This window comes from Sphingobacterium sp. DR205 (genome assembly GCF_011064245.1).
In the GTDB taxonomy this organism is placed as follows: Bacteria; Bacteroidota; Bacteroidia; order Sphingobacteriales; family Sphingobacteriaceae; genus Sphingobacterium; species Sphingobacterium athyrii.
Genome location: NZ_CP049333.1, coordinates 990,385 through 1,013,705 on the forward strand (window position 1 = coordinate 990,385; position 23,321 = coordinate 1,013,705).

Here is a 23,321-nt window from a genome sequence, read left to right on the forward strand (position 1 = left end):
AGTGTATCCCCCTAAGAGCAAAGTAAATTCCCCTTGGAGTATTTTGCGTTTCCCTGAGGGAGATTTTCAGTAATGGGCGCGGATATCCTCATATAACAAAAGCACCTTAAGGTGCTTTTGTTATATGAGGATTATTATTTATAATTATGCTTGTTGCGTAGCCAAGAAATCCTTGCTTTCAAGTTCGGAATACCCCATGAGGTATTCGTCTACTTTTCGTGCGCACTCCCGGCCTTCAGATATCGCCCAGACCACCAAGGATTGCCCTTTGCGGCAGTCACCCGCTGTGAAGATATTTTCCACTGAAGTTTGGTAATCTTTGTCGTTTGCCAGGATATTTCCTTTTTCATCCACACGTACACCGAGCTGCTCCAGTAGTCTTTGCTCGGTATGTTTGTAGCCAATAGCCAATAAAACAAGATCGGCAGGAATTTCCCTAACTTCGGATTCGCCCAGTCTCGTACGGCGACCAAATTCATCGACTTCGTATTGTACTTCTTTAATTTTTACCGCTTTGACATGGCCATTTTCGTCGTGAACAAACTCTTGCGTTTCCGTTGCCCAAAGACGTTCACAGCCTTCTTCTTGTGAAGAGGAGGTTCCGAAGGTCACTTTGTCCATCGGCCAGGGATTGTTTCTTAAACGCTCTTTTGCAGGTGTTGGTTTACGGGCGATCTGTGTAATACTTTTGGCCCGGTGGCGGTTGGAGGTACCAATGCAGTCCGAACCTGTATCACCGTCGCCAATCACGACCACATGTTTATCTGTCGCTAAAATACGTTCTTGATCAATGCTGATGCCACTGACTTCTTTGTTCTGCTGTTTTAAGAAGTCCATGGCGAAATGGATCCCTTTGGCTTCATGTCCGGGCAACTGCATGTGCCAGGGGACGGTCGATCCAGTAGCCAATACTACGGCATCATAAGCTTTCAATTCGTAAAAGCTGATGTCTTTTCCTACCTCTGTATTGACGCTAAATTCGATCCCAGACTCTTTCATTAAATTAATCCGGCGGTCGATAACAGACTTCTCCAGTTTGAAATCCGGAATACCATAACGGAGTAAGCCGCCCACCTGATCGTCACGTTCAAAAACAGTGACGTCATGGCCTGCTTTATTCAATTGTGCGGCGGCAGCGAGTCCAGCTGGCCCGGAACCGACCACAGCAACACGTTTGCCCGTTTTTAAATAGCTCTTATGGGCCTTTACATAGCCTTTTTTGAATGCAATCTCAATGATATGCTTTTCAATTTCTTCGATGGTAATCGGTGTGCTATGGATGCCCAATACGCAGGCCGATTCGCAAGGAGCAGGGCATATTCTACCTGTAAATTCAGGAAAGTTGTTGGTCGAGGTCAGGATCTGATAAGCCTCTTCCCATTTACCGTCGTATACGGCATCGTTGAATTCAGGAATGACATTGCCCAGTGGACAGCCTGAATGACAAAACGGAATACCGCAATCCATACAACGCGCGGCCTGTTTATTCAGCTCATTCTCAGAATATCCTTTATTAAATTCTTTGAAGTGCTGCACACGGCCTTCAACAGCTTCTTTTGTTGGAAGCACGCGCTCAAATTCTTTAAAACCTGTAATTTTTCCCATGATCTGTGCTTCCTATTTTATGCTTCAACTAATTTTTGACGAATGACATTTTTATATTCCCTAGGGAATACTTTAATAAATTTATTTTTCTCCCGGGCCCAGTTCTGTAAGATGAAATCTGCTCTACGGCTATTGGTCAATAATACATGACGTTTCAATAGGGCAATAATTGCTGTTTCATCTTCACTTTCCAATGGATCCAGGTCCACCATCTCCTGATTGCAGTTTTCGCGGAAATCATCATTGATGTCATAAATCCACGCAATACCACCGCTCATTCCGGCTGCAAAATTGCGTCCTGTCGCGCCGAGGATCAGTGCCCGTCCACCCGTCATATATTCACAACCATGATCGCCTACACCCTCAACGACAGCAGTAGCTCCGGAGTTACGCACAGCGAAACGCTCGCCTGCCTGGCCATTGACAAATAGGTGTCCTGAAGTGGCTCCGAATAGTGCGACGTTACCGATAATGATGTTCTCTTCTGGTATCAGGCCACTTTCGGTCACTGGATAAATGGCCAACTGTGCACCTGATAAGCCCTTACCAACATAGTCATTGGCTTCGCCCTGCAATTCAAAGGAAAGTCCTTTGGTAGAGAAGGCCCCGAAACTTTGGCCTGCAGACCCTTCGAATTTGAAATTAATGGTATTGTCAGGCAATCCTTCGGATCCATACAATTTGGAAATCTCATTGGAGAGCATTGTGCCGATGGTACGATCCGTATTTTTTACTTTGAACGTTCCAAAGACCGGTGTTCTGCTTTCCAACGCTAGCTTGGATTGTTTCAATAATCCCCAGTCCAAAATCATGGCCATGCCGTGATCCTGCTCCTCTGTATTGTACAATGATTGTCCCGGTTCATTGCGCTCAACATGGAGAATATCTGTAAAGTCGATTTTCTTTGCTTTCCAATGGTCGATGTTCTCCCGTTTTTTGAGGAACTGAGCACGGCCTACCATTTCATTGATGGTGCGGAAGCCGAGGTATGCCATGGTCTCGCGTACTTCTTCGGCAAGGAAAGTGAATAGGTTGACGATATCTTCAGGTTTTCCGGAGAAAAGTTTGCGCAATTCAGGATCTTGTGTGGCTACACCGACGGGACAGGTATTTAGGTGACATTTGCGCATCATGATACAACCTCCAGCAACCAAGGCAGCTGTGGAAACACCCCATTCTTCGGCGCCTAAAAGTGTTGCAATAACGATATCGCGACCTGTTTTTACCTGACCATCGGCCTGTAAGACCACACGGCTACGCAGCTTGTTTTTCACAAGCGTCTGATGTGCTTCGGCAAGGCCCAGTTCCCAAGGTAATCCGGCATGTTTGATCGAACTGATCGGTGAGGCACCTGTTCCGCCGTCAAAACCTGCGATGAGGATAACGTCAGCATGTGCTTTAGCAACACCGGCGGCAATCGTTCCTACACCGGCTTTAGATACCAATTTGACATTGATCCGCGCTTGGCGGTTCGCATTCTTCAAATCGAAGATCAACTGTGCCAAATCTTCGATGGAATAGATGTCATGATGTGGTGGCGGGGAAATCAGACCGACGCCCGGTGTAGAGTGTCTGGTTTTCGCAATCCAGGCATCCACCTTCGGCCCCGGTAATTGACCACCTTCACCCGGTTTAGCACCCTGTGCCATTTTGATCTGTAATTCATCCGCTTGTGTCAGGTAATTGGAGGTGACACCAAAGCGCGCAGAAGCGACTTGCTTAATTGCCGAACGCATGGAATCCCCATTTGGAAGAGGTTGATAACGCAATTCATCTTCCCCTCCTTCACCGGTGTTAGATTTTGCGCCGATGCGGTTCATGGCAATGGCAAGGGTACTATGTGCTTCGTGGGAGATAGATCCAAAGGACATCGCTCCGGTAGCAAAGCGTTTTAGTATTTCACTTGCCGGCTCAACTTGCTCCAATGGAATGGAATTGCGATGTTTAGCAAAATCCAAAAGTCCACGAAGGGTAAACATATGTTCTTTCTGTTCGTTGATCTTGGTTGCATACTTTTTATACGTGGCATAGTCTCCGGTCCGGCATGCTTGCTGCAATAAGTGAATGGTATCTGGATTCCACAAGTGCCCTTCGCCACGACGTTTCCATTGATAGATACCACCTTCTGGCAGAAGATTTTGTGGTGTACGGCTTTTTTCAAATCCACGCCAGTGTTTAGATAAAGCCTCTTTGGCCAGATCATCCAGTGTCATACCACCGATACGGGATACCGCGCCACAGAAGAATTTATCAACAACAGATTTGTCGATACCAAGTACTTCAAAGATCTGTGCTCCGTGATAAGATTGCAATGTTGATATCCCCATTTTGGAGAAAATTTTCAACAAACCATTGTTAACTGCTTTTACGTAGTTTTTGGATAGCTCAGGCCAGGTAAGTTCAGTATCCAAGGTGTTTTGTTCCTTCATGGTACGGATACTTGCCAGTGCCATATACGGGTTGATCGCCGTGGCACCAAAAGCCAATAGGCAGGCGAAGTGGTGTACTTCCCAAGCATCGCCGGCTTCGACAACTAGTCCTACAGCACCACGGTTACCGGTCTTGATCAAGTGGTGGTGGACTGCTGATACGGCAAGCAAAGAAGGGATGGCCGCATGTTTGGAATCTATCGCGCGATCCGAAAGTATCAATACCTGAAAACCATCACGTACAGCGTCATCGGCATATCTACATAGACGCTCTAAACCTGCTTCCAGCGAGCCCGGCTTTCCGTCTGAACGGAAATAGGACTGAATGGTTTTTGCCTGAAACAATCCGGTATCAATAGAACGTAATTTTTCAAGTTCTTTGGATGTGAGGATCGGATGAGGTAAGGTCACGCAGTGACAGAATTTTTTGTCCTCAATCAGGATGTTGCCCGCATTACCGATAAAGGTCGCCAAGCTCATGACCAAACGCTCGCGGATCGGATCGATCGGTGGGTTGGTTACTTGTGCGAAAAATTGCTTAAAGTAACTTGAGATATGTTGTGGCTGATCGGAAAGAATAGCGAGCGGAACATCCGAACCCATCGAACCAGTTGGTTCGTATCCGGTCAATGCCATTGGCGTCAGGATTGTTTCGAGGTCTTCTCTGGAGAAACCAAATGTCTTCTGATATTTGAAAACGGATTCTTTGGAAAGATAGGTATAGGTGACACGAGGTTCTTCCAGTTCTTCTAGCTTGATTTTATAGTTGTCCAACCAATCGCTATAAGGTTGTTGGTTGATCAATTGATCTTTTACTTCATCGTCTGTTAAGATGCGACCTTGCTCCATATCGACGAGAAATATCTTGCCTGCCTGTTGGCGGCCTTTTTTAATAATGGTAGATTCTTCAATCGGAAGGGCGCCGGCTTCGGAAGCAACGACAACACGGTCATCCGAAGTTACAGCATAACGTAATGGGCGTAAACCGTTACGGTCTAGTGTTGCCCCGATATGTTTACCATCGGTAAAACATAGTGCTGCAGGTCCATCCCAAGGCTCCATTAAGGTTGCATGGTATTCGTAGAATGCACGTTTTAGTGGATCCATTTGGGTATTACCATCCCATGCCTCAGGTACCAACATCAACATGACGTGTGTCAGGCTACGGCCACTGTGTAAAAGCAACTCGGCAACATTGTCAAGACAGGCTGAATCCGACTGGCCCCGATCAACGATAGGAAGCAGGATTTCCATTTCGTCTTCGGTGAAATAAGGTGACGAAAGGGCACGCATTCCAGCGTAAAACCAATTGAGGTTACCTGTTAAGGTGTTGATTTCACCATTATGGGCCAACATACGGAACGGTTGTGCTAGTGACCAGGAAGGAAAAGTATTGGTCGAGAAGCGTGAGTGTACCAATCCAAACGCGGATACCACACGAGGATCGCGTAAATCAAGGTAATAGGTGCCGACTTGGTATGTTGTTAATTGACCTTTGTAAATGATAGTTTTGCAAGAAAGTGATGCAAAGTAAAGTGGGAGAGGGTATTCTTGTTGCTGTTTAACTTTTTGAATGATCAGGCGACGTAGAACAAAAAGTTTGCGTTCAAATTCTTCCGTGTTTGAAACGCCGTCCGGTCTGCTAACAAAAAATTGGACGATTTCAGGTTCGGCACTGAGCGCTGTTGGTCCAATACCTTCACGATTGACTGGTACTGGACGGTAGCCAAGGAATTTCATACCCCTTTCGGCTGCCGCTTCCTCAATCAAGTCCCGACATATTTTGTTCATGTCTTCTTCTTTTGGAAGAAATACCATTCCTGTTCCATAATATCCCGGTTCCTCTAACTGTATTCCTAAGCTGATACATTCTTCCCACAAAAATTCGTGTGGCAACTGAATCATGATACCAGCTCCGTCTCCACTTTCGGGATCACAACCACAGGCACCACGATGCTCCATGTTCTCCAACATGGTCAAGGCGTCTTTTACTTGTGCGTGTGATTTATTCCCTTTAATATGGGCGACAAAGCCTACTCCACAGGCGTCATGCTCAAAATTAGGGTCGTAAAGGCCCTCCGTTTTCGGTCTTTGTTGAATCATCTTTCCTTTTCAAATATTATACATTGCTAATATAGGAATAAAAATGAATAAAATTATAAATATTCTAATAAAAATGTGCTTGTTTTGATTTTATTGTTTCTTTTTAATGTTTTTGTTATGGATATTGTATTTATTGTTTTTAATCGAAATGGGGTGAAAACCCCTGCTTTGAATGCATAAGTCGCGATGTTTTTGGAGGGTTGCCAACTTGCCCCAAATTTTGGATAAAACTTGTACTTCACTCACAAGTGTGGCTGTATTCTTGAGTAGTGTGCTATATGCCTTATACATACTACTGTACTGTTGTATATATTGATACTGGTAGTTCGTAGACTTCGGTCACGATAGTCAGAAATTCTTGTAAGTCTCTATCTAGTGAAACGACGTCTACCTGCATATCTTCATAGTGCTCGAAAACAGACTGTAGCACTTGGAAATTTATAGGATCTATAGGTTTAATCTTGTAGGTGATAATGAACTGAATATAAAATAAAGAAGGCGAGTTGGGGAGTAATCCTCTTACTATAGTCCGTAACGAAGGCTTTATCATGATATTGAGGTAGTCTGTCCATCTTGTGAAAAGAAAGCTTCGGTCATCGGTGCCAATTTGTATATGCCACGGCAGAGCACGAAGAAAAAGTGCGATGTATAGCATAAAATATGCTAATGCGCCCAAGATGATTGTATATTTCAACAACCAAGAGCTGTCCAAGTAACAGGGCATTGCATTGAAATACGCCGATATATCCTTTTTTAGATTTGCGTTATGGTATTGTATAAGAGGCTTATGTAGCCGATACTTTGTGTGAACGCAATGATGTATCTTATCAGAATAATACTTTAGCGAGCTAATACCCCAAATAGGTCGACTCGGTCAAAAGCAAAGAGTGCGTGCTGCATTGATTATTTAATGCGAAAGTGAGGTGATATCCTGCTATATTGTAGATATTGCAAATAGGGGAATATTCACCATCCAATCTTCTTGTCTATAGTTGCTCATGGATGTTCGTATAGCTGTTTGCGGTTTGAACTTATCGACATAGACACGTAGGCTTTTGGCCTGTAGATTTTCTTCAGCCTTCACTTCCACGGGGATAACATCTCCTTTATATTGGAGGAGGAAGTCTATCTCGGCTCTGGAATTATCGGGGGACCAATAGTAGATGTTTAGATCGTCCCGCGTTATGAATTGTTGAAGTACATATTGCTCGGTTAGCGCCCCCTTAAACTCTTGAAAAATGACATTACCTTCTAACAATGTATGGGCATCCAGATCTGTCATTGCAGCAAGTAGGCCTACATCGACCAAGAATAGTTTGAATGCACTGAAATCCTCGTATGCTTTTAATGGAATCGCTGGTTTAGTGATATTATGCACTTTGTGTATCAGACCGCAGTCGATCAGCCATGCCATGGCTAATTCATAGTCTTTGGCTCGAGCACCTTGACGTATGATGCCATAGATGAACTTCTTATTTTCTTTTATAAGTTGTGCTGGTATAGTATTCCATAATAGTCGTATACGTGGTACGATGTCGTGTGGAGCATGTTTTGAAAAGTCCTGTTGATAAGCTGCTAATATTCTTTTTTGGACTGCCCTAACTTCTTCATGGTTTTTATTGTTTACAAATGTGTTCACGACTTCGGGCATACCTCCGATATAATAATAATGACGTAGCCATTCTTGTAGTCTGGGAGCGAAACTGTTGATCATCGACCAGTTTTTGCTGTTGAGCAATTGTACCAATGTGTCTTCGCCTATAGCTGTCAGAAACTCTGTGAATGATAACGGGTAAAGATCCATAAATTCTACTTTGCCTACTGGAAAGGATCTGTGACTATGCAATGCTACTCCTAGAAGGGAGCCTGCACAGATAATATCGTATTGTGGTGCATTTTCATGAAAGTACTTCAAGGAAGTAATGGCTTCGGGAGCTTCCTGTATCTCATCAAATATTAGCAAGGTGTCGGCGTCGATGGAAACACCAGTTTCTATCTGTAAGCCCAAGATGATGCGGTCTATATCAAAGTCAGTTGTAAAAAGATTTTTTATCAAGGGGTTGCTTTCCATGTTCACATATGCTACCTTAGGATACGAGGCCTCTCCAAAGTGGCGCATAAGCCATGTTTTGCCCACCTGCCGAGCACCTTGAATAATCAGTGGTTTACGATCCTTTCTAAATTTCCAAGACTGTAGTTTGTGATATAAATCTCTTTTCATACTACAAATTTACAAAAAATATGTACGAGTTTTTGTTGTTTTATACATTTTTATGTACGAGTTTTTGTTGTTTTATACATTTTTATGTAGGAAATTTCTTGGGTCAAATCCTGAATCCCTAACGAAGTATTATCTCTGTGAAATATCCTGACTGTATTAATAAGTGTTGTTAAAAAATAGATCAAAATAATTCGATGCTTCAATCTACAAAATATGCGTTGGCTTCTCAATAGAATTTAAAGCAAATTAATCAAATCATTCTTTTTCAGTGACTTCAAGATGCTATTGTCGGTATGGATTAATTCATCTGCCAATTGACGTTTGCGCTGTTGTAATTCCATGATTTTCTCTTCTATTGAATCAGGAGTTATGAGTCGTATAGCAATTACTTTGTGTTGCTGACCTATTCGGTAAGCTCGATCTATGGCCTGATTTTCTACTGCAGGGTTCCACCATGGGTCTACCAAAAAGACATACTCAGCCTGTGTAAGATTAAAGCCTGTTCCTCCCGCTTTTAGACTAATGAGAAAAACACGTACTGATTCATCTTCTTGAAACTGTTCAACTTCATGTTCTCTGTTTTTTGTCTTGCCTGTGAGGTAAGTATATCCTATATCTGCTTGTTCAAGTTGCTTCTTTATAAGATCCAGCATCTCGACAAACTGAGAAAAAACTAATATTTTATGTGCATCTTTAAGCGCTTTTATTTGATGGATCAACTCCTTGATCTTTGCAGAATCCTCTCCGTAATATTCTTCGTCGCTAAGCAGGGATGGAGAATTGCAAATCTGTCTTAATTTGGTTATTCCCTGTAAGATATGAAGACTCGAAGACTGTATATCCTCTTCATTGAGTCCGGTTAAGTATTTCTGAAATTCGAGCTTATAAGCGTCATATATTCGTTTTTGGTCGTCACCCATTTCGCAGTAGTGGATTATTTCCGTTTTCGGAGGTAGTTCAGTAGCAACCTGTTTTTTTGTACGGCGTAACACAAAGGGATATATTTTTTGTTGAAGCTCTTTTGCACGTTCACTATCTTGGAATTTGTCGATAGGTGTGGAATAGTCTGTTGTGAATCGCTTGGACGTACCCAACAACCCTGGCATGGCAAAGGAAAGCTGCGCAAATAGATCAAAAGTATTATTCTCTACAGGAGTTCCTGTTAAAACAAGACGCTGCCTACCATTTAATAATTTCACAGCTTTGTAGCGTTTCGACTCTGGATTTTTAATTGCTTGTGATTCGTCAAGGACAATAATGTTAAAAAATTGCTCCTTTAACAAACTAATATCCGACAACAATGTACCATAGGTGGTAAGCACAAGATGGTATTTGTTAACATCAAGCTGTGCTGTATTTCTGCCGCTCCCATATAATGTTACATACTTGAGATGAGGGGCGAATTTCTCTATTTCTTTTTGCCAATTGAATAACAATGAAGTCGGAAGAACAACTAGGTTAGGAGCCATGTTGCCTTTTTCATGCTGACTCAATATGTAGGTAATGATCTGGATGGTTTTACCCAAGCCCATATCATCTGCCAAACAACCTCCAAAGTTGAATTCGCTTAAAAAATTCAACCAGTTAAGCCCTTCTTTCTGATAATCCCGAAGTTTGGCTTTTAGCTTTATAGGAACCTTGACTTGTTGGATCGAATGAAATTCAGCGAGTTTCTTACGATATTGACTGAGTTCGAGCTGAACATCCTGCGTTAATATCTCGTTTTCAAACAGCTCATCAATGAGCTGAAAATTACTTTTGTGCACGCGGATACTGCCCTCCTTTATTTCTCCTGCACGGAAATATCGCTCAAATTTTTCAATCCATGTTTGCGGTAAAATGCCCTGCGTTCCATCACTCAGTTCAATATATCGAGATTTGTTGAGTACAGACTTTTGTAGTTGTCTGAGTGTAACCTGCTGGTCTCCAAAGGATATATCAGTTTCTATATCAAACCAATCGATGCCGGATTTTAGACTGTTTTTTACAGTTATTTTATGTTGATTATAGACATTGTTTCTTAGCTTGTTAAATCCGAGTATAGTAAAACCTGCTTGACGCCAAGCTTCGAATGCATCGATGAACCAACCGCTGTCCAGAAATTCTCTTTTATGGAGATAGTAGAATTCGGTCTGTGGTACATCGCTAAAACTTTTGTGCTGTGCTTGTATACTATCAAGGGCTTTTTGCTCTAAGAGGTTATCGCGCTCAGCGTCATAGCACGTGCCATCAGCCTGTTTGATATATAAAGTTCGCTTGGAAAGTAGTGGAATTTCTGTGTCACCATAGGCAACTGCTGGTGTTATTAAAATAAAATCATTAAGTTCGGATAGGTAGATCAGTTGTTTGTTAATTTGATCAAATCCATTTTGCTTGATCATTGTTTTTGATGCAGGTTTAATGAAACTATAGCTTACTGTTACAATATTTTCTAAAGGGCCTAAAAATTCAGATTGAAAGGACTCAAGTTGGTGTTTTTGAATAAAGACATGCGAGCCATTTTCTTCAAAAAATCGCAATACATTTCTTTCGCTTTCTTTGTTGAGGCAGTACAAGGTTTCTTTATAGGTAAAGATATAATCAAATAACTCAACTTCGTGGTAGGCTATCATTTTCCTTTCGACCTCTATGTGACATTCAATGCGATAATAATCGCCATCTTCCTTGACTGATATCTTTATACTTATAGGGGATTGCTGTAGCCTGTATGAGTGTAAGTGCTTAAGGTTTATTTTGTCTGAATAGCGGGCCGGCAATAACAGAAAGAATTCTAAACCTAGTGGGTTTTTGATAATATCTTTATAATAATCTATTCCTAAGGATCGCTTGTCTTCCGAGTTGCCCATCATCAATGAACTATAAAATGCGATTTCTTCATTGCTTTGTGCTCGTTTGACACGGGTCTGTAGTGAATTATTAAAAGTAACCGGGGCTTTCATGGTTCCATTTTTAGTCACCTTGCTTTGAGCTAAACTAAATTTGAAGTAGTCCTGATAAGGCTGTCTTTCTATAATGATAAACTCCTGAAATTCCTCTTTGGTTTCAGTAGGAAGGTTAATGCCAGGAAATATTCTTTCTTTGAATCGGCTTGTTAAAAACTGATTGTAGGACAATACATTGATTCTGGGGGCTATATGGATTTTTTTTCCCTCCATGTAGATTTTAAAAAACGTATCATAGTCTTTTATTTCGCTCCATCCATCCTCCTTAGCCTTGTTAGCTAATATCTTATGACGTTCCGATACGTTGAAAGGTAATTGGAGCAACTTTTCTCTTTTTATTTCACTGACCGCAAAATCGAGGTGTTCACATATTCGATTGCTGTCATTGGAACAGTCACAGGTCAAGAGCAAATCATTGTCTTGTTGAACGATGCTAATATTAAGGTTTTGGACCTGATAGCCTTGGTAAGCAATTATTTTTCCATTTAACTCGTTGATATTGTATTGAGCTGCATGTAAATTCATTCTAACCGCGTTATATCTTCGACTTTTTGGGAAAGTGTTCGAACTTAATTGTGGAGTTGTAAGTATATCGCTGTTAGCGAGAGTAAATGTTTTATCTTTTTTTGTAATGTTTAATTCTGTGGTCGTTTCTTCAGGAAATAGAAAAGATTGTGTATCTAAGCTCCTTAAATGTCGATCGGCATTTACCAGTACATTAACGATGTGTTTGCAATACCCGCCATTATCATACGGGCAGGTACAGTGGGCGTCGAAAACTTGGAACTTATCGTAGTAAATTTCAATACTGTACGTACTGGTACCTCTTACCCGTGCCTTGATATAACAATCCTGTACATCAATTTTCACTATCCTAGAATCTGCATATTTATCGCGTGTGCGCGCTGTAGTATTCTTCTGTATAAAAGTGTTGAAGGGGCTGAACTGAATATCCATGATACGAAAATACGGATTTGGATATGAAGTTTTTCTATAATTGGTTAAATATTGGGGTATTAGAAAGACTGAACACGAAACTCAATGGATAGAATTGTGTATAGGGTTGATCCCCAAGAACTATCTGCGCGTAGAAGGAACTTAAAGTACTCAATAATCTGGTATCGACCTATTTTGATTTAGCGGAAATCAATGCCATCGAAGAAAAACCGATGTGTATGGCAGAGTATTAGAGGAGCTTGGCTTTGAGGTTGGCCACATGTTCAGATGGTTGCGTTCAGTACGAACTAGCGACCCGGACAGTTTTGAAGGCCGAGCTGCTAGTTATTCAGCACAATCTGCTGTTTGTTTTTGGGAGAGGTTGATGTGTCTTTTTAACAATATAGACAGATATGATAAGCTGCTTTTACTAATTTTTGATAGCAACTTTTATCTTAATTTTCATTAACTTTCTGACATGAAAATAACTGAAATTGAGATATACCGGCTCAGCATTCCGATGGAACCATTTGTTATTGCGACCGGAACCATGGATTATGCTCAGAATACTTTTATACGTGTACATACCGATACTGGAATCTACGGTGTCGGTGAATGCTCTGCGTTCCCCATGATCGTGGGAGAAACACAGGATACCTGTCTGGTTTTGGCACGTGATTTTGCTAAGATCTGGAAAGGAAAGGATCCGCTGGCCATCGCCGAACGACTGGCTGAACTGGATTTGTATATTGCAGGAAATCGAACGATCAAATCTGCTTTTGATGTCGTATTGCATGACTTGGCGGCCAAACATGCTGGTTTACCTCTTTATCAATTTTTAAAAGGAACCACAAGGGAGATAACCACGGATATAACGCTGGGTATAGCGTCTCCGGAGGAGATGGCAATGAAAGCTAAGCGTCTGCAGGATGAGGGGGCAGTTATGTTGAAGGTCAAACTGGGAAAGGATCCGAAAACAGACGTGGCTCGTATTCGTGAAATTCGTAAAGCGGTCGGATTTGAGATGCCTATTCGGATTGATGCAAACCAAGGCTGGTCCTACGAAGAGGCAGTGGAAGCCTTACAGGGCTTAGAACCGTTTAAAATTCAATTTTGTGAGCAGCCTATGCGGACCTGGAATGATGAACTGTTACCTCAATTGCGCACAGAGACGATCGTCCCAATTATGGCTGATGAGTCGGTCTATTCGCATCATGATGCGGAACGACTTTGTAAAGCAGATGCCTGTGATTACATCAATATTAAGTTTTCGAAATCAGGGGGGATCCAAGAAGCTTTGAGAATTAATAACGTTGCTGCGGAATATGGTATTAACTGTATGATCGGGGGGATGTTGGAGTCTCGTTTAGCATTAGCCGCTAAAGTCCATTTCGCCTATGCGGCTCCCAATGTCAAATTCTTTGATTTAGATACTTGCATGGTTGGGCACCTAGAGGATCCGGTCATCGGTGGGATTCAATATGACGGGTACAAAATCCATATATCGGACGAACCGGGGATTGGCGCAGATATAGACCAGGCATTTCTGGATGGCTGTGAAAAATGGGTGATTTAACTTATATACGGAAGATATGAATAGTATGAACTGGGGGATAGGCGCTCAGGAGATTGTCGTCCTTATTGTTATTATCATTTTCTTAATGGCTGCATATTTCTTTTTTTCGAGATTATTAAAGAAGTAAAAATAAACCTCTAGGTATTCTTTTTTTATTGAAATTCATTATACAACTTATTTTTCAGTTTAAAAACTGAAAAATAAGTTGTATAACTGAAAAATAAGTTTCATCTTTATGTTATGGAAGAACTAACAAAAAAAGAAGAAGAAGTCATGCAAGTAATCTGGCATCTAAAGGAGGTCTTTGTCAAAGATGTCATAGAGTACTTGGATCCCACCAATTCAATCCCTTACAATACAGTCTCCTCGATTGTTAGAATACTGGAAAAGAAAGGTTATGTAGGTTATAAGGCTTTTGGAAAGACTTATCAATACTATCCATTGATTTCGAAAATGCAATATAGAAAATTTTCATTTTCGAGGGTACTGGATAACTACTTCGACGATTCCGTCGAAAACCTCCTGTCTTTTATGGTAAAGGAGAAGAAACTTTCGGCTGAAGATATACAGAAGATTGAAGAACTCATCAAAAAGAATGAAGATCATGAATAATATACTTTATTATCTGTTTGAGGTCAATTGTAGTCTAATGCTGGGAGCGGCCCTTTATTTTCTGGTGATCAAAGGTCTTTCTTTTTTTCAATGGAACCGTTATTATTTGATCGGAATCTGTTTGTTGAGCTTGCTATTGCCATTTGGTAAATTTCGCATAGCGGAATTATTCTTTTCGTCGGTAACTACAGCCCCAGAAGTTGCTGAGGTCGGGCAAGTATTAAACACCTTACAAGCAGGCGGAGATCTATTCACGGAAGTAGAAATGGCCGATTCGCTGTGGAGCTCAATTTCGCTTGGTCATTGGATTGCTTATCTCTATCTACTCGGTACAGTCTTGCTGTTACTTCGTTGTATCGTGCGCTACAATACATTACGTAGGAGAATTAGACAGTTGCACCCGCGTGAATATAGGGGATTTATCATCGTAGATCCATTTGATCAATATATAAACTGTTCTGTACAACACGTTATCGTTATGGAGGAGCAGTTGCTCGATACGGCGGCAGGGCAGTTAATTTTTGAACATGAGAGCCAACATATTTTATTCAAGCATCGTCTGGATAAATGGGTTATCGAATTTTTTCGTTGCCTTTTTTGGTTGAACCCACTAATTTATTGGCTGCGTGGGCAACTGTACCTGACTCATGAATATCAAGTCGATCGTATTTTGGCTGATACCTACGGGAAAAGCGGCTATGCTCGCTTTTTGCTTGCCTTTTCGCAGGAAGAAAAGCCGATCGGATTACAGAGCAGTTTGTTTAATAACCAGCATGAGCTGGTAGAACGTGTCCAGGTAATGATGTCTAAACCATCTTCTGCCCGATCAAAATGGAAATACATATTGGCTGTTCCGGTCTTATGTTTTTTACTATTGTTTTATTCGTTTATCAATCCACCGCGGAGCTCGTGGTACTCCATTTTTCATTCCGAAAAAGGAGGAGTTATAAAAACTATTGTCTTAGATCCAGGACATGGAGGAAAAGATGTGGGAGCCACAGCCTTTTCTGGATTGACGGAAAAGTCGTTGACTTGGGATACTTGTTTGCTTTTGAAGCAGGAATTAGAGCGTAAAGGATATAAAGTGTTACTATCGCGTGCAGGTGACGAGTTTAAAACGTTGAAGGAACGATCCAATTTGGAAGGGGATTTATTTCTTTCCATTCATTTTGATCGCATAGAAACAAAAGAGATGCTCCCGATTCGGATTTTGTACCAATCAGGGGTTACTAATAATGTGCTTGAACAGCATAATCATAGGTTTGCATTTAGCCTAGATCAGAAATTTCAACAAAATGGATTGCAGGTAAGCAGGCCTCAGGTTAGTACGAAACACGCTGTTCTACGTAATGCAAAAATACCTGCACTCTTACTTGATCTGGACAATATCAATGCGATAGATAAAAATGTAAAACTTTATTTTGTCCAAAAATTAGCCAATGCAATAGATCAAAGCTTCGATCAATAAATTTTAATGGATAAAACAGCATGAGATTTAGGATACTATTATGGCTATCCCTGGGCTTGCCGTGCCTTTTATTGGCACAGGTAAAGCCGAAGAAAACGGTACAATCGCGGGATAGTGTCATATTGAAACCACTTGGTCTGGAGCCACAAAAAATAGATACGGTTGAAGTAAAGAGAAACACAGTACTTAAACAGCAACTTCTAGATCGTGTACGGATCAACCTTAGAAGCAATCCTGTTTTATTAAATGGGAATACATTTGATGTATTGAATAATATTCCGAGTTTACAGATCGATGAATTAGGGAATCTATCTTTCTTAGGCAAAATGGGTGTGCTAGTTACTGTAGATGGTAAACAAACTCATCTCAATGGGATAGCATTGATAAGTTATCTGAAATCTATACCGGCGACATCAGTCGCTAACATTGATTTAATGTCGATACCGCCAGCAAAATGGAGTGCTGAAGGCTATGCTGGAGTAATTGATATTAGAACAAAAAGGGATGTATTAAAAGGGTTGAAAGGAACTGTATTTTTGGGAGGATCAAAGGGCCAGCTGTGGAAATACAACAATGGTATGCTGATCCAATATGGCACGAAAAAATGGACCATCAACTCGGGGTTTTCTATTGCACGGTCTTCCAATTATTTCGATGTTGCTCGCGAACGTCAGTTGGTAGCCGAGGACAATGAGATCAATACAATTGCTCAGCACAACCAAGAGCGTAATCATGCACTGGAAATGAATGCACGAATCGGACTTGAATATCGGATAAGCAAGAATTCTTCGATCGAATTGAACTGGAATTTTCTTCAAAGTAACTATAAGGAATTAGGGGTTTATCAGACCAGTTTTTCCAACGCAGGTGACTTATTTCAATCCACGTCATCATGGAGTAACCTGCGCAATCCTATTCATAAAAATAGTGCTAACCTACACTACGATTATGCCGCTGAAAACAAAAAGACAACCATTCAATGGGATGTCGATTACCTAAATTATACAAGTAATAGGTGGCAAGATTTAACAACAATGATCATGCAGAGAGCTGCGCATCAGCGTAAAGATGAGCAGTTGTTATATTCCAACAATCCTTTTGTTGTTGATCTTTTTGGAATTAAGACCGATTTCCAGCGAAAATTTGAAGAACGGTTTGAGCTAGAAGCGGGGTTCCAGCTAAGCCGATCGGCACGTAGCTCACGTGGATATTATAAAAAGGGGAAAACTGACCAAGATCTGCGGGATGCAGACGCACTTGAAAGCGCATTTAGACAAGTAGAGTATCTGGAAGCGATATATACAGATTTTCAAATAAAATTAAAACAGTGGGAATTTAAATTGGGCTTAAGAACTGAATATTCGCAATTTCATAACGAAATTAATGATGTATATGCCGAATTGGGCAAGCGTAAACAAACTTTATATCTTTTTCCTACTTTATTTGGCATTTACAAAATCAACAAAGAAAATAACAAAGCCATACAAATTGCTTACGGACGAAGGATCGTACGTCCCAACTATCAGGATCTGAATCCTGCAATATTTTTTTTTGATGCTAATACGAGCTACCAGGGCAATGCTCATTTGGTGCCACAACTGACCGATAATATGGAGTTAAAATATGTGCATGGCCAGCGTTGGAATATCGGTGTAACTTTCCTTAACCATCGAGATTATATATCCATGATCCATCAGCTTAATGGAAAGAATTATGCCCAGACTTATCAAAATATTGAGGCTGTTCGGAGTACTGCTATTTCCTTGAATGTGGGCCAAGAAATTTTTAAAAGCTTAACACTGTACGGTTTTGGTCAGATTCAATATATCCACTATAAAAACACACCTGATGAGCTAAATGACCTATCGATTGATCGAAATCTTTGGTCTTTTCAAAGTAATTTGATGATACAGGTAAAGCTACCGCATAAATTGACAATAAATTGGACCAATTCGTATCGGACAAATGTGCTTTATGCACAAACAGTTATTAAACCACTGTACCAGATGCACCTGGCGATCAATAAACAGTTTTCCAATAACCTCAGTCTGGCTTTAACGATACGGGATTTATTTCATACAAATGTGATCAAACGTGAAATAGTTGGAGATCGATTCAACATCCGTTCTAAAACCATAAATGATTCACAAATTGTTGGTTTAAATTTCAATTATACATTTGGGCTCTATCAAAAACAAAAAGCTCAGAAAACGTCACTCGAAACGGAAGTTTCAAGAATGTAATTCTATTTATGGTGCTGGCATTCTTTTTACATTTGTTAAAAAATAAGCAGCCAATAGCTGTTTTGGTGGGAGAGGAAGCCTAAAATAGATAATATTCAGTACCTTTGCGGTACTTATTATTTTATAAAAGTTAGAAAATATCATGAGTACTCAAAAAGGACCTATTTCTCAATTTATTGAGCATAATTACCGTCACTTTAACGCAGCGGCATTAGTAGATGCTGCAAAAGGTTACGAGGAACATCTTTTGGATGGTGGAAAAATGTTGATCTCCCTAGGAGGCGCAATGTCTACTGCTGAATTGGGTGTTTCTTTGGCAGAAATGATCCGTCAAGATAAAGTACACTTTATTTCTTGTACTGGGGCTAATTTGGAGGAAGATGTGATGAACTTAGTTGCTCACTCACATTACAAAAGAATTCCGAATTATAGAGATTTGACAGCGGAACAAGAAAGAGAATTATTGGATAATCACTACAACCGTGTAACAGATACTTGTATTCCGGAAGAAGAGGCTTTCCGTCGCTTGCAGAAACATCTTGAAGATGTGTGGCATGCTGCTGAAGCGAAAGGTGAGCGTTACTTGCCACATGAGTTTTTGTATCAGGTCGTTAATTCTGGTGTATTGGAGCAATACTATGAAATTGATCCAAAAGATTCATGGATTGTTGCTGCTGCTGAGAAAAATTTGCCTATTGTATGTCCGGGATGGGAAGATTCGACTACAGGTAATATCTTCGCGTCAAATGTGATCAAGGGTAAATTGAAAGCGAGCACCGTTAAATCGGGTATTGAGTACATGATTTATTTGACGGAATGGTACCGTAATAATTCTGCAGGTAAAGGTGTTGGTTTCTTCCAGATTGCCGGTGGTATTTCCGGTGATTTCCCGATCTGTGTCGTTCCGATGATGTATCAAGATTTGGAGTGGGAAGAAGTACCTTTCTGGGCTTATTTCTGTCAAATTTCTGATTCAACGACTTCTTATGGGTCTTACTCCGGAGCGGTTCCAAATGAAAAAATCACTTGGGGTAAATTGGATATTGATACACCTAAATTTATTGTAGAATCTGACGCGACAATCGTAGCGCCTTTGATTTTCTCTTATATCTTAGGGCATTAATCTTTTTTATAGAGAAAGGGGAGTGAGGAACAAAGAATTTGGCTCAGGCAAGTTCTTTATTCCTTGCTCCTTTTCTTTTATTCTTTTCTTGTTTATCTTTACTTTCCACTATTTCTTTTTCAGACGATGAGCAATTTAACAACAGATAATCCGGTAGCCCTTCAAGCCTTAATGGATGAAACTATTTTTTCTAATGGGTATGATTTCCGGTCGGAACCGGAAGCTGTAGCCAAAGCAAAGGATACGGAATATGTCGCTGTTGGAATTCCCTCGGTTGATCAACTCGCTACGCCAGTTATTTCAGACAAAAACATTGAATCGAGTACGCTAGGGAGTGGAAAAGATCAAAAGGGTAGTGGTAATGCACTGGAGGTATTAGGCGGAGAATTTATTTATCAGGGCAACAAAGATCAGGGGATACTCTTTATTCTGCGTTATGTAGCATATCCTTATTTTTCTCCAGCAGCAGGTGAAGCATTTGAAAAAACGATTGGTGCTTTAAAGTTAACGAAGGAAACTGTGGCGGTGGTTAATTTAGCCAATGCACATAATCCCAACGATTTTAAGCGGATTATGGCTTTTTTTGAACCTACAAAGATTATCTTATTGGGTGTGGAGCCCGCATCCTTAAAGCTTCCTCCGATCGAACATAATTCTTATATGAAAGGGCGCATAGCGACGGTGTTCAATACCTTTAGCTTTGAGGAGATGTTTGCCGATGTCAATAAAAAGAAACTGTTCTGGAACGAGTTTAAAACATTTATAGCTTCTTGATTTCAAAAAGCTATATAGCCAATCAGAATGCTTGCCACCTTTCTAAATAAGATTTTTTACTTTTGGCAATATAAAATTGAAGAAGATGCTAGAACTTGTATTTGCAACGAATAATGCCCATAAATTGAACGAAGTTCAGGCAATAGTGGGAGATGCTTTTGTTATTAAAAGTTTAAACGATATTGACTGTCAGGATGATATACCGGAAACCGGGGTAACATTTGAAGAAAATGCACAGCAAAAAACAGACTATTTGGTCAACAAATATGGGCTTTACTGTTTTGGTGATGACTCGGGCCTGGAAATAGATGCCTTAAATGGTGAACCGGGAGTGTATTCGGCACGTTATTCGGGCTCTAGGGATATGGAAAAGAATATTGATCTTGTGCTGGAAAAATTAGGCGATAATCCAAACCGTACGGCTAGATTCAAAACCGTTATTTCGTTATACCTGAATGAACAACAGCATTTTTTTGAAGGAAGTATCGAAGGCCAAATCATTAAAGAGCGTAGGGGAGTGGATGGATTCGGTTATGACCCGATTTTTATCCCTGATGGCTACAACACAACTTTTGCTGAGATGAGCGCCCAAGAAAAAAACGCGATCAGTCATCGTGCGATTGCTGTCGGCAAGCTTGCTGAATATCTAAAAACAAAATAATGCTTAGGCGCAGTTTTAGTTGATAAACTTTATCCTTTACGGTAAACACAAACGGGGCAAAATATTTATTTTGCCCCGTTTGTGTTTATCTTTTTATATGGTCTATTTCGCCTCTTTCTTTTTGGACGTTTGGGTACTATCTAGAGCTGTTCCTGTCAACGGTTTTAAATTCGTTGAATCCCGTTTTACAGCTGTTTTATCGGTTGTTGGCGTAATGTCATTTTTTACTTGCGGCTTAGCCGTTGTTGCTTCGGGGCTTGTTGCTTTAGGCGTACTGCTGGTTTTATTCGAAACAGCTTTTGCTCCGGCTTTCGTGTCATTCCCTTTCTTCTCCTGGCCCTGCATATCCTCTTTAGGCTTGAATTTCATTTTCCCATTTTCCTCCGTTTCTTTTTCTGTCGGAGCGGTGAAAGATGACTTGGAAAGGTCACGTTTTCTATTTAATAGATCCGCTTTCGATTTAGGACGGTCCTCAGGACGCCATGTAAAGTTTGGCAGAAACTCTTTGTCCGCGGTAACCTCTGCTATCGGATAGACTTTGCCATCGACTTTTCGAATAGAAACGTATTCTTTGAGTTTATTGTCCTCCATCAGAATTTTGAAACGGCTGCTTCGGTCATGAACGAGTTCTGTGGTTACATTCGTTTTCTCGTCGATATTGTAGAAGATGTTTTCAGCATTTCCATCCACAAAGAGGCGTTCCATCCGGTTATTGGTAAAGAAACTGGTAATTTTTCTTCCTTTGATCTGATTGAATTTTAATGAATCGCTTGTGGCATTGACCATAAATGCATTTCCGACTAAAAGGGAATTGTCCAGTTTTTGATTTTTGACCTGCAAGAAGATTGTATCGCCGGATATCTGCGAATTCTCAGCCCACATCATCGGTTTTCCCATCAACCTAAACATCGAATCCTGCATACCATAATACATGGAATCGGCAACCGCCTGCAGATCGGATTTGAATAATCGGGCATTATAGTAGGCTTTCAGAATTCTCGTTTTTGCGGTATCCTGAGCCAAAGAATCTTTTTTCCCGCCTTGCGCATTTTTCAATGCGGCACCCATAATCTGATCCGATTCCCCGCCTTTCGGGATGATTGCTTTTTTGCGTAACACACTATCGGCTTTCAGATTTTTTTCAATCTCAATCCGATTTTGATCACCTACGATCACCGGTTGTTTCTTTGCAATATTCTGCCTTTTAGTGACGGTAGTATCTGCTGATTTTTTGATTTCCTTGCCAAGGGTGGGTTGTTTGATTTCCTTCTTATGTAGGCTGTCTATACCTTTTTTTAAGCTATCGGCTGCTTGTCGTAAATCATTGGTTGAATCTATATCGGTGGACGTAGAATCTGTATCACCATAATCGACCTCATTGTCTTCTTCAATGGCTCCCCCTTCTCGGTCTAATTTAAAATCCCGTGCGATATAATCTCGCCGGAAGATCATCTGTGAGAATAGGGTGTCGGCAGTCATAAAAACAGAGTCCATCTCGGAATTTTCTTTTAGTTTCTCATCCTTGTCGATGAAATTCTTATTTTCCGCTACGGTCTTCTTAGGGTCCTTATCGGTGACAAGCGCTGCTTTGTTATTTTTTTCCTTGTCTTTCTGGTCTTCTTTTTCAGCTTTCTTTAATTCCTTTGCTTCTTTTTTCAGTTCCTTTTCAGACTTTTTCTGTACAGGTGAGAACGAGGAGACCGAATCTTTTTTGGTCGAATCCTTTTTTACCACCGAAACCACCAAGGGTTTGTCTGTCATCGTGATGGATTCATTTTTTCCATTATAGAGTCCATATCCACCATATGCATAGAATTTGTCCAATGTGTCCACAAAGACAACATTTTTCACGGCTTTACCGATGCCGACTTGTCTATCGTAGAAAAGACTATCTCCTTTTAGGAATTTGGTGCCTTCTGTATAAAGATTGTTCTTAGAAAAATAGGCCTGACCGGTAGCCATATGATAACGGCCTTTTTCCGTATACAGATTTTCGCCTTTATTCCCTTTCATATTTGTAGGGCCGTAGAAATCTGTTATTCGGGTGTTGCCATTGTATTTCATGGAGTCTGTATAGACTTTTACATTCGTCGATCGGACAACAACTTTTTGGTTAAAATAAGATTCGCCGGTATTTTCGAAATAGGTTGCGCGCTGGCTGGTGATCGTGTCACTTCCGGAGAGAATACGTCCACCGCTATAGTAATTTCCAATTTTACTACGCATATTATAAACAAGATGATCGGTGGTCAATATTGATCCGCTGGTACTGACCATACGCACTGCTCCGGTTAATGTCGCTAATTGCATGGCTGCTTCATAATGCAGCTTATTGGAAAATATCTGGGTGCCATCAGGTTGGGTGATGATTACATTTCCATAGGCCTCGAAGAATTGTCGACCCAGTTTATCATTATGTAAATACCCACTGTCAGAGGATAAGGTCGAACCAACATGTTCATATACGGGACGGTAGAAAACGACGTTGCCGTTCTTTCCAGTAATAATATGCGACGAAGAAAGTAATTTTAATTCGTCCTGTTTCTGGGCTTGCACCGTCAAGCCAGTTAAAATTAATACAATCAGGGTAAAAATGTATTGTCTCACAAGGGCAAAAATATGGATTTT

General features: G+C 40.8%; 13 protein-coding genes. 7 read left to right on the top strand and 6 right to left on the bottom strand.

Translation table 11 applies throughout. The features are described from left to right. Positions 1 to 144: 144 nt before the first annotated feature. From G6053_RS04120 to G6053_RS04140, 5 genes are all read right to left on the bottom strand, one after another. Complete coding sequence (locus tag G6053_RS04120) at positions 145 to 1,605, bottom strand: glutamate synthase subunit beta (RefSeq protein WP_165305634.1); 1,461 nt, start codon at positions 1,603 to 1,605, stop codon at positions 145 to 147. 17 nt (positions 1,606 to 1,622) lie between these two features. Beyond that, complete coding sequence (gltB, locus tag G6053_RS04125) at positions 1,623 to 6,137, bottom strand: glutamate synthase large subunit (RefSeq protein WP_165305635.1); 4,515 nt, start codon at positions 6,135 to 6,137, stop codon at positions 1,623 to 1,625. A gap of 292 nt (positions 6,138 to 6,429) precedes the next feature. Further along, positions 6,430 to 6,813, bottom strand: a complete 384-nt coding sequence (locus tag G6053_RS04130) for a hypothetical protein (protein WP_206531866.1) — start codon at positions 6,811 to 6,813, stop codon at positions 6,430 to 6,432. Between the two features lie 258 nt (positions 6,814 to 7,071). Further along, entirely contained in the window at positions 7,072 to 8,358 is a 1,287-nt protein-coding gene (locus G6053_RS04135) for an ATP-binding protein (RefSeq protein WP_165305637.1), read from the bottom strand. Between the two features lie 236 nt (positions 8,359 to 8,594). After that, on the bottom strand, positions 8,595 to 11,825 hold the full coding sequence (locus G6053_RS04140; protein WP_241254919.1) for an SNF2-related protein: 3,231 nt from the start codon (positions 11,823 to 11,825) through the stop codon (positions 8,595 to 8,597). 889 nt (positions 11,826 to 12,714) lie between these two features. On the opposite strand from G6053_RS04140, the gene G6053_RS04150 reads away from it, so the two are divergent. From G6053_RS04150 to G6053_RS04180, 7 genes are all read left to right on the top strand, one after another. Further along, positions 12,715 to 13,812, top strand: a complete 1,098-nt coding sequence (locus tag G6053_RS04150; RefSeq protein WP_165305639.1) for a dipeptide epimerase — start codon at positions 12,715 to 12,717, stop codon at positions 13,810 to 13,812. 240 nt (positions 13,813 to 14,052) lie between these two features. Beyond that, positions 14,053 to 14,424 (top strand): BlaI/MecI/CopY family transcriptional regulator, encoded by a 372-nt coding sequence (locus tag G6053_RS04155; protein WP_108635962.1) that lies wholly within the window; start codon positions 14,053 to 14,055, stop codon positions 14,422 to 14,424. Then, a complete protein-coding gene (locus tag G6053_RS04160; protein ID WP_165305640.1) occupies positions 14,417 to 15,892 on the top strand; it encodes an N-acetylmuramoyl-L-alanine amidase in 1,476 nt (491 codons plus the stop codon). The genes G6053_RS04155 and G6053_RS04160 overlap by 8 nt, the downstream gene beginning before the upstream one ends. Positions 15,893 to 15,912: 20 nt before the next feature. Continuing rightward, positions 15,913 to 18,135, top strand: a complete 2,223-nt coding sequence (locus G6053_RS04165) for an outer membrane beta-barrel protein (protein WP_108635960.1) — start codon at positions 15,913 to 15,915, stop codon at positions 18,133 to 18,135. Between the two features lie 142 nt (positions 18,136 to 18,277). Next, positions 18,278 to 19,258: a deoxyhypusine synthase family protein gene (locus tag G6053_RS04170; protein ID WP_046674101.1), complete on the top strand. Its 981-nt coding sequence runs from the start codon at positions 18,278 to 18,280 to the stop codon at positions 19,256 to 19,258. A 126-nt stretch (positions 19,259 to 19,384) separates the two neighbouring features. After that, positions 19,385 to 20,032: a hypothetical protein gene (locus tag G6053_RS04175; protein ID WP_165305641.1), complete on the top strand. Its 648-nt coding sequence runs from the start codon at positions 19,385 to 19,387 to the stop codon at positions 20,030 to 20,032. 85 nt (positions 20,033 to 20,117) lie between these two features. Then, the gene (locus G6053_RS04180; RefSeq protein ID WP_108635957.1) at positions 20,118 to 20,693 is read left to right on the top strand and encodes a non-canonical purine NTP diphosphatase; all 576 of its coding nucleotides are present in this window, start codon (positions 20,118 to 20,120) and stop codon (positions 20,691 to 20,693) included. 102 nt (positions 20,694 to 20,795) lie between these two features. Here G6053_RS04180 and G6053_RS04185 read toward each other — a convergent pair whose 3' ends face one another. Further along, positions 20,796 to 23,300 carry an OstA-like protein gene (locus G6053_RS04185; RefSeq protein WP_165305642.1) on the bottom strand — a complete coding sequence of 835 codons (2,505 nt, stop codon included), beginning with the start codon at positions 23,298 to 23,300 and terminating at the stop codon, positions 20,796 to 20,798. Between the last annotated feature and the right edge of the window lie 21 nt (positions 23,301 to 23,321).

Bases quoted from the DNA above. Each gene is read 5' to 3' on its own strand.
- G6053_RS04165 (WP_108635960.1), top strand. From the start codon at position 15,913: ATGAGATTTAGGATACTATTATGGCTATCCCTGGGCTTGCCGTGCCTT.
- gltB (WP_165305635.1), bottom strand. From the start codon at position 6,137: ATGATTCAACAAAGACCGAAAACGGAGGGCCTTTACGACCCTAATTTT.
- G6053_RS04155 (WP_108635962.1), top strand. From the start codon at position 14,053: ATGGAAGAACTAACAAAAAAAGAAGAAGAAGTCATGCAAGTAATCTGG.
- G6053_RS04140 (WP_241254919.1), bottom strand. From the start codon at position 11,825: ATGAATTTACATGCAGCTCAATACAATATCAACGAGTTAAATGGAAAA.
- G6053_RS04160 (WP_165305640.1), top strand. From the start codon at position 14,417: ATGAATAATATACTTTATTATCTGTTTGAGGTCAATTGTAGTCTAATG.
- G6053_RS04150 (WP_165305639.1), top strand. From the start codon at position 12,715: ATGAAAATAACTGAAATTGAGATATACCGGCTCAGCATTCCGATGGAA.
- G6053_RS04170 (WP_046674101.1), top strand. From the start codon at position 18,278: ATGAGTACTCAAAAAGGACCTATTTCTCAATTTATTGAGCATAATTAC.
- G6053_RS04175 (WP_165305641.1), top strand. From the start codon at position 19,385: ATGAGCAATTTAACAACAGATAATCCGGTAGCCCTTCAAGCCTTAATG.
- G6053_RS04180 (WP_108635957.1), top strand. From the start codon at position 20,118: ATGCTAGAACTTGTATTTGCAACGAATAATGCCCATAAATTGAACGAA.
- G6053_RS04135 (WP_165305637.1), bottom strand. From the start codon at position 8,358: ATGAAAAGAGATTTATATCACAAACTACAGTCTTGGAAATTTAGAAAG.
- G6053_RS04120 (WP_165305634.1), bottom strand. From the start codon at position 1,605: ATGGGAAAAATTACAGGTTTTAAAGAATTTGAGCGCGTGCTTCCAACA.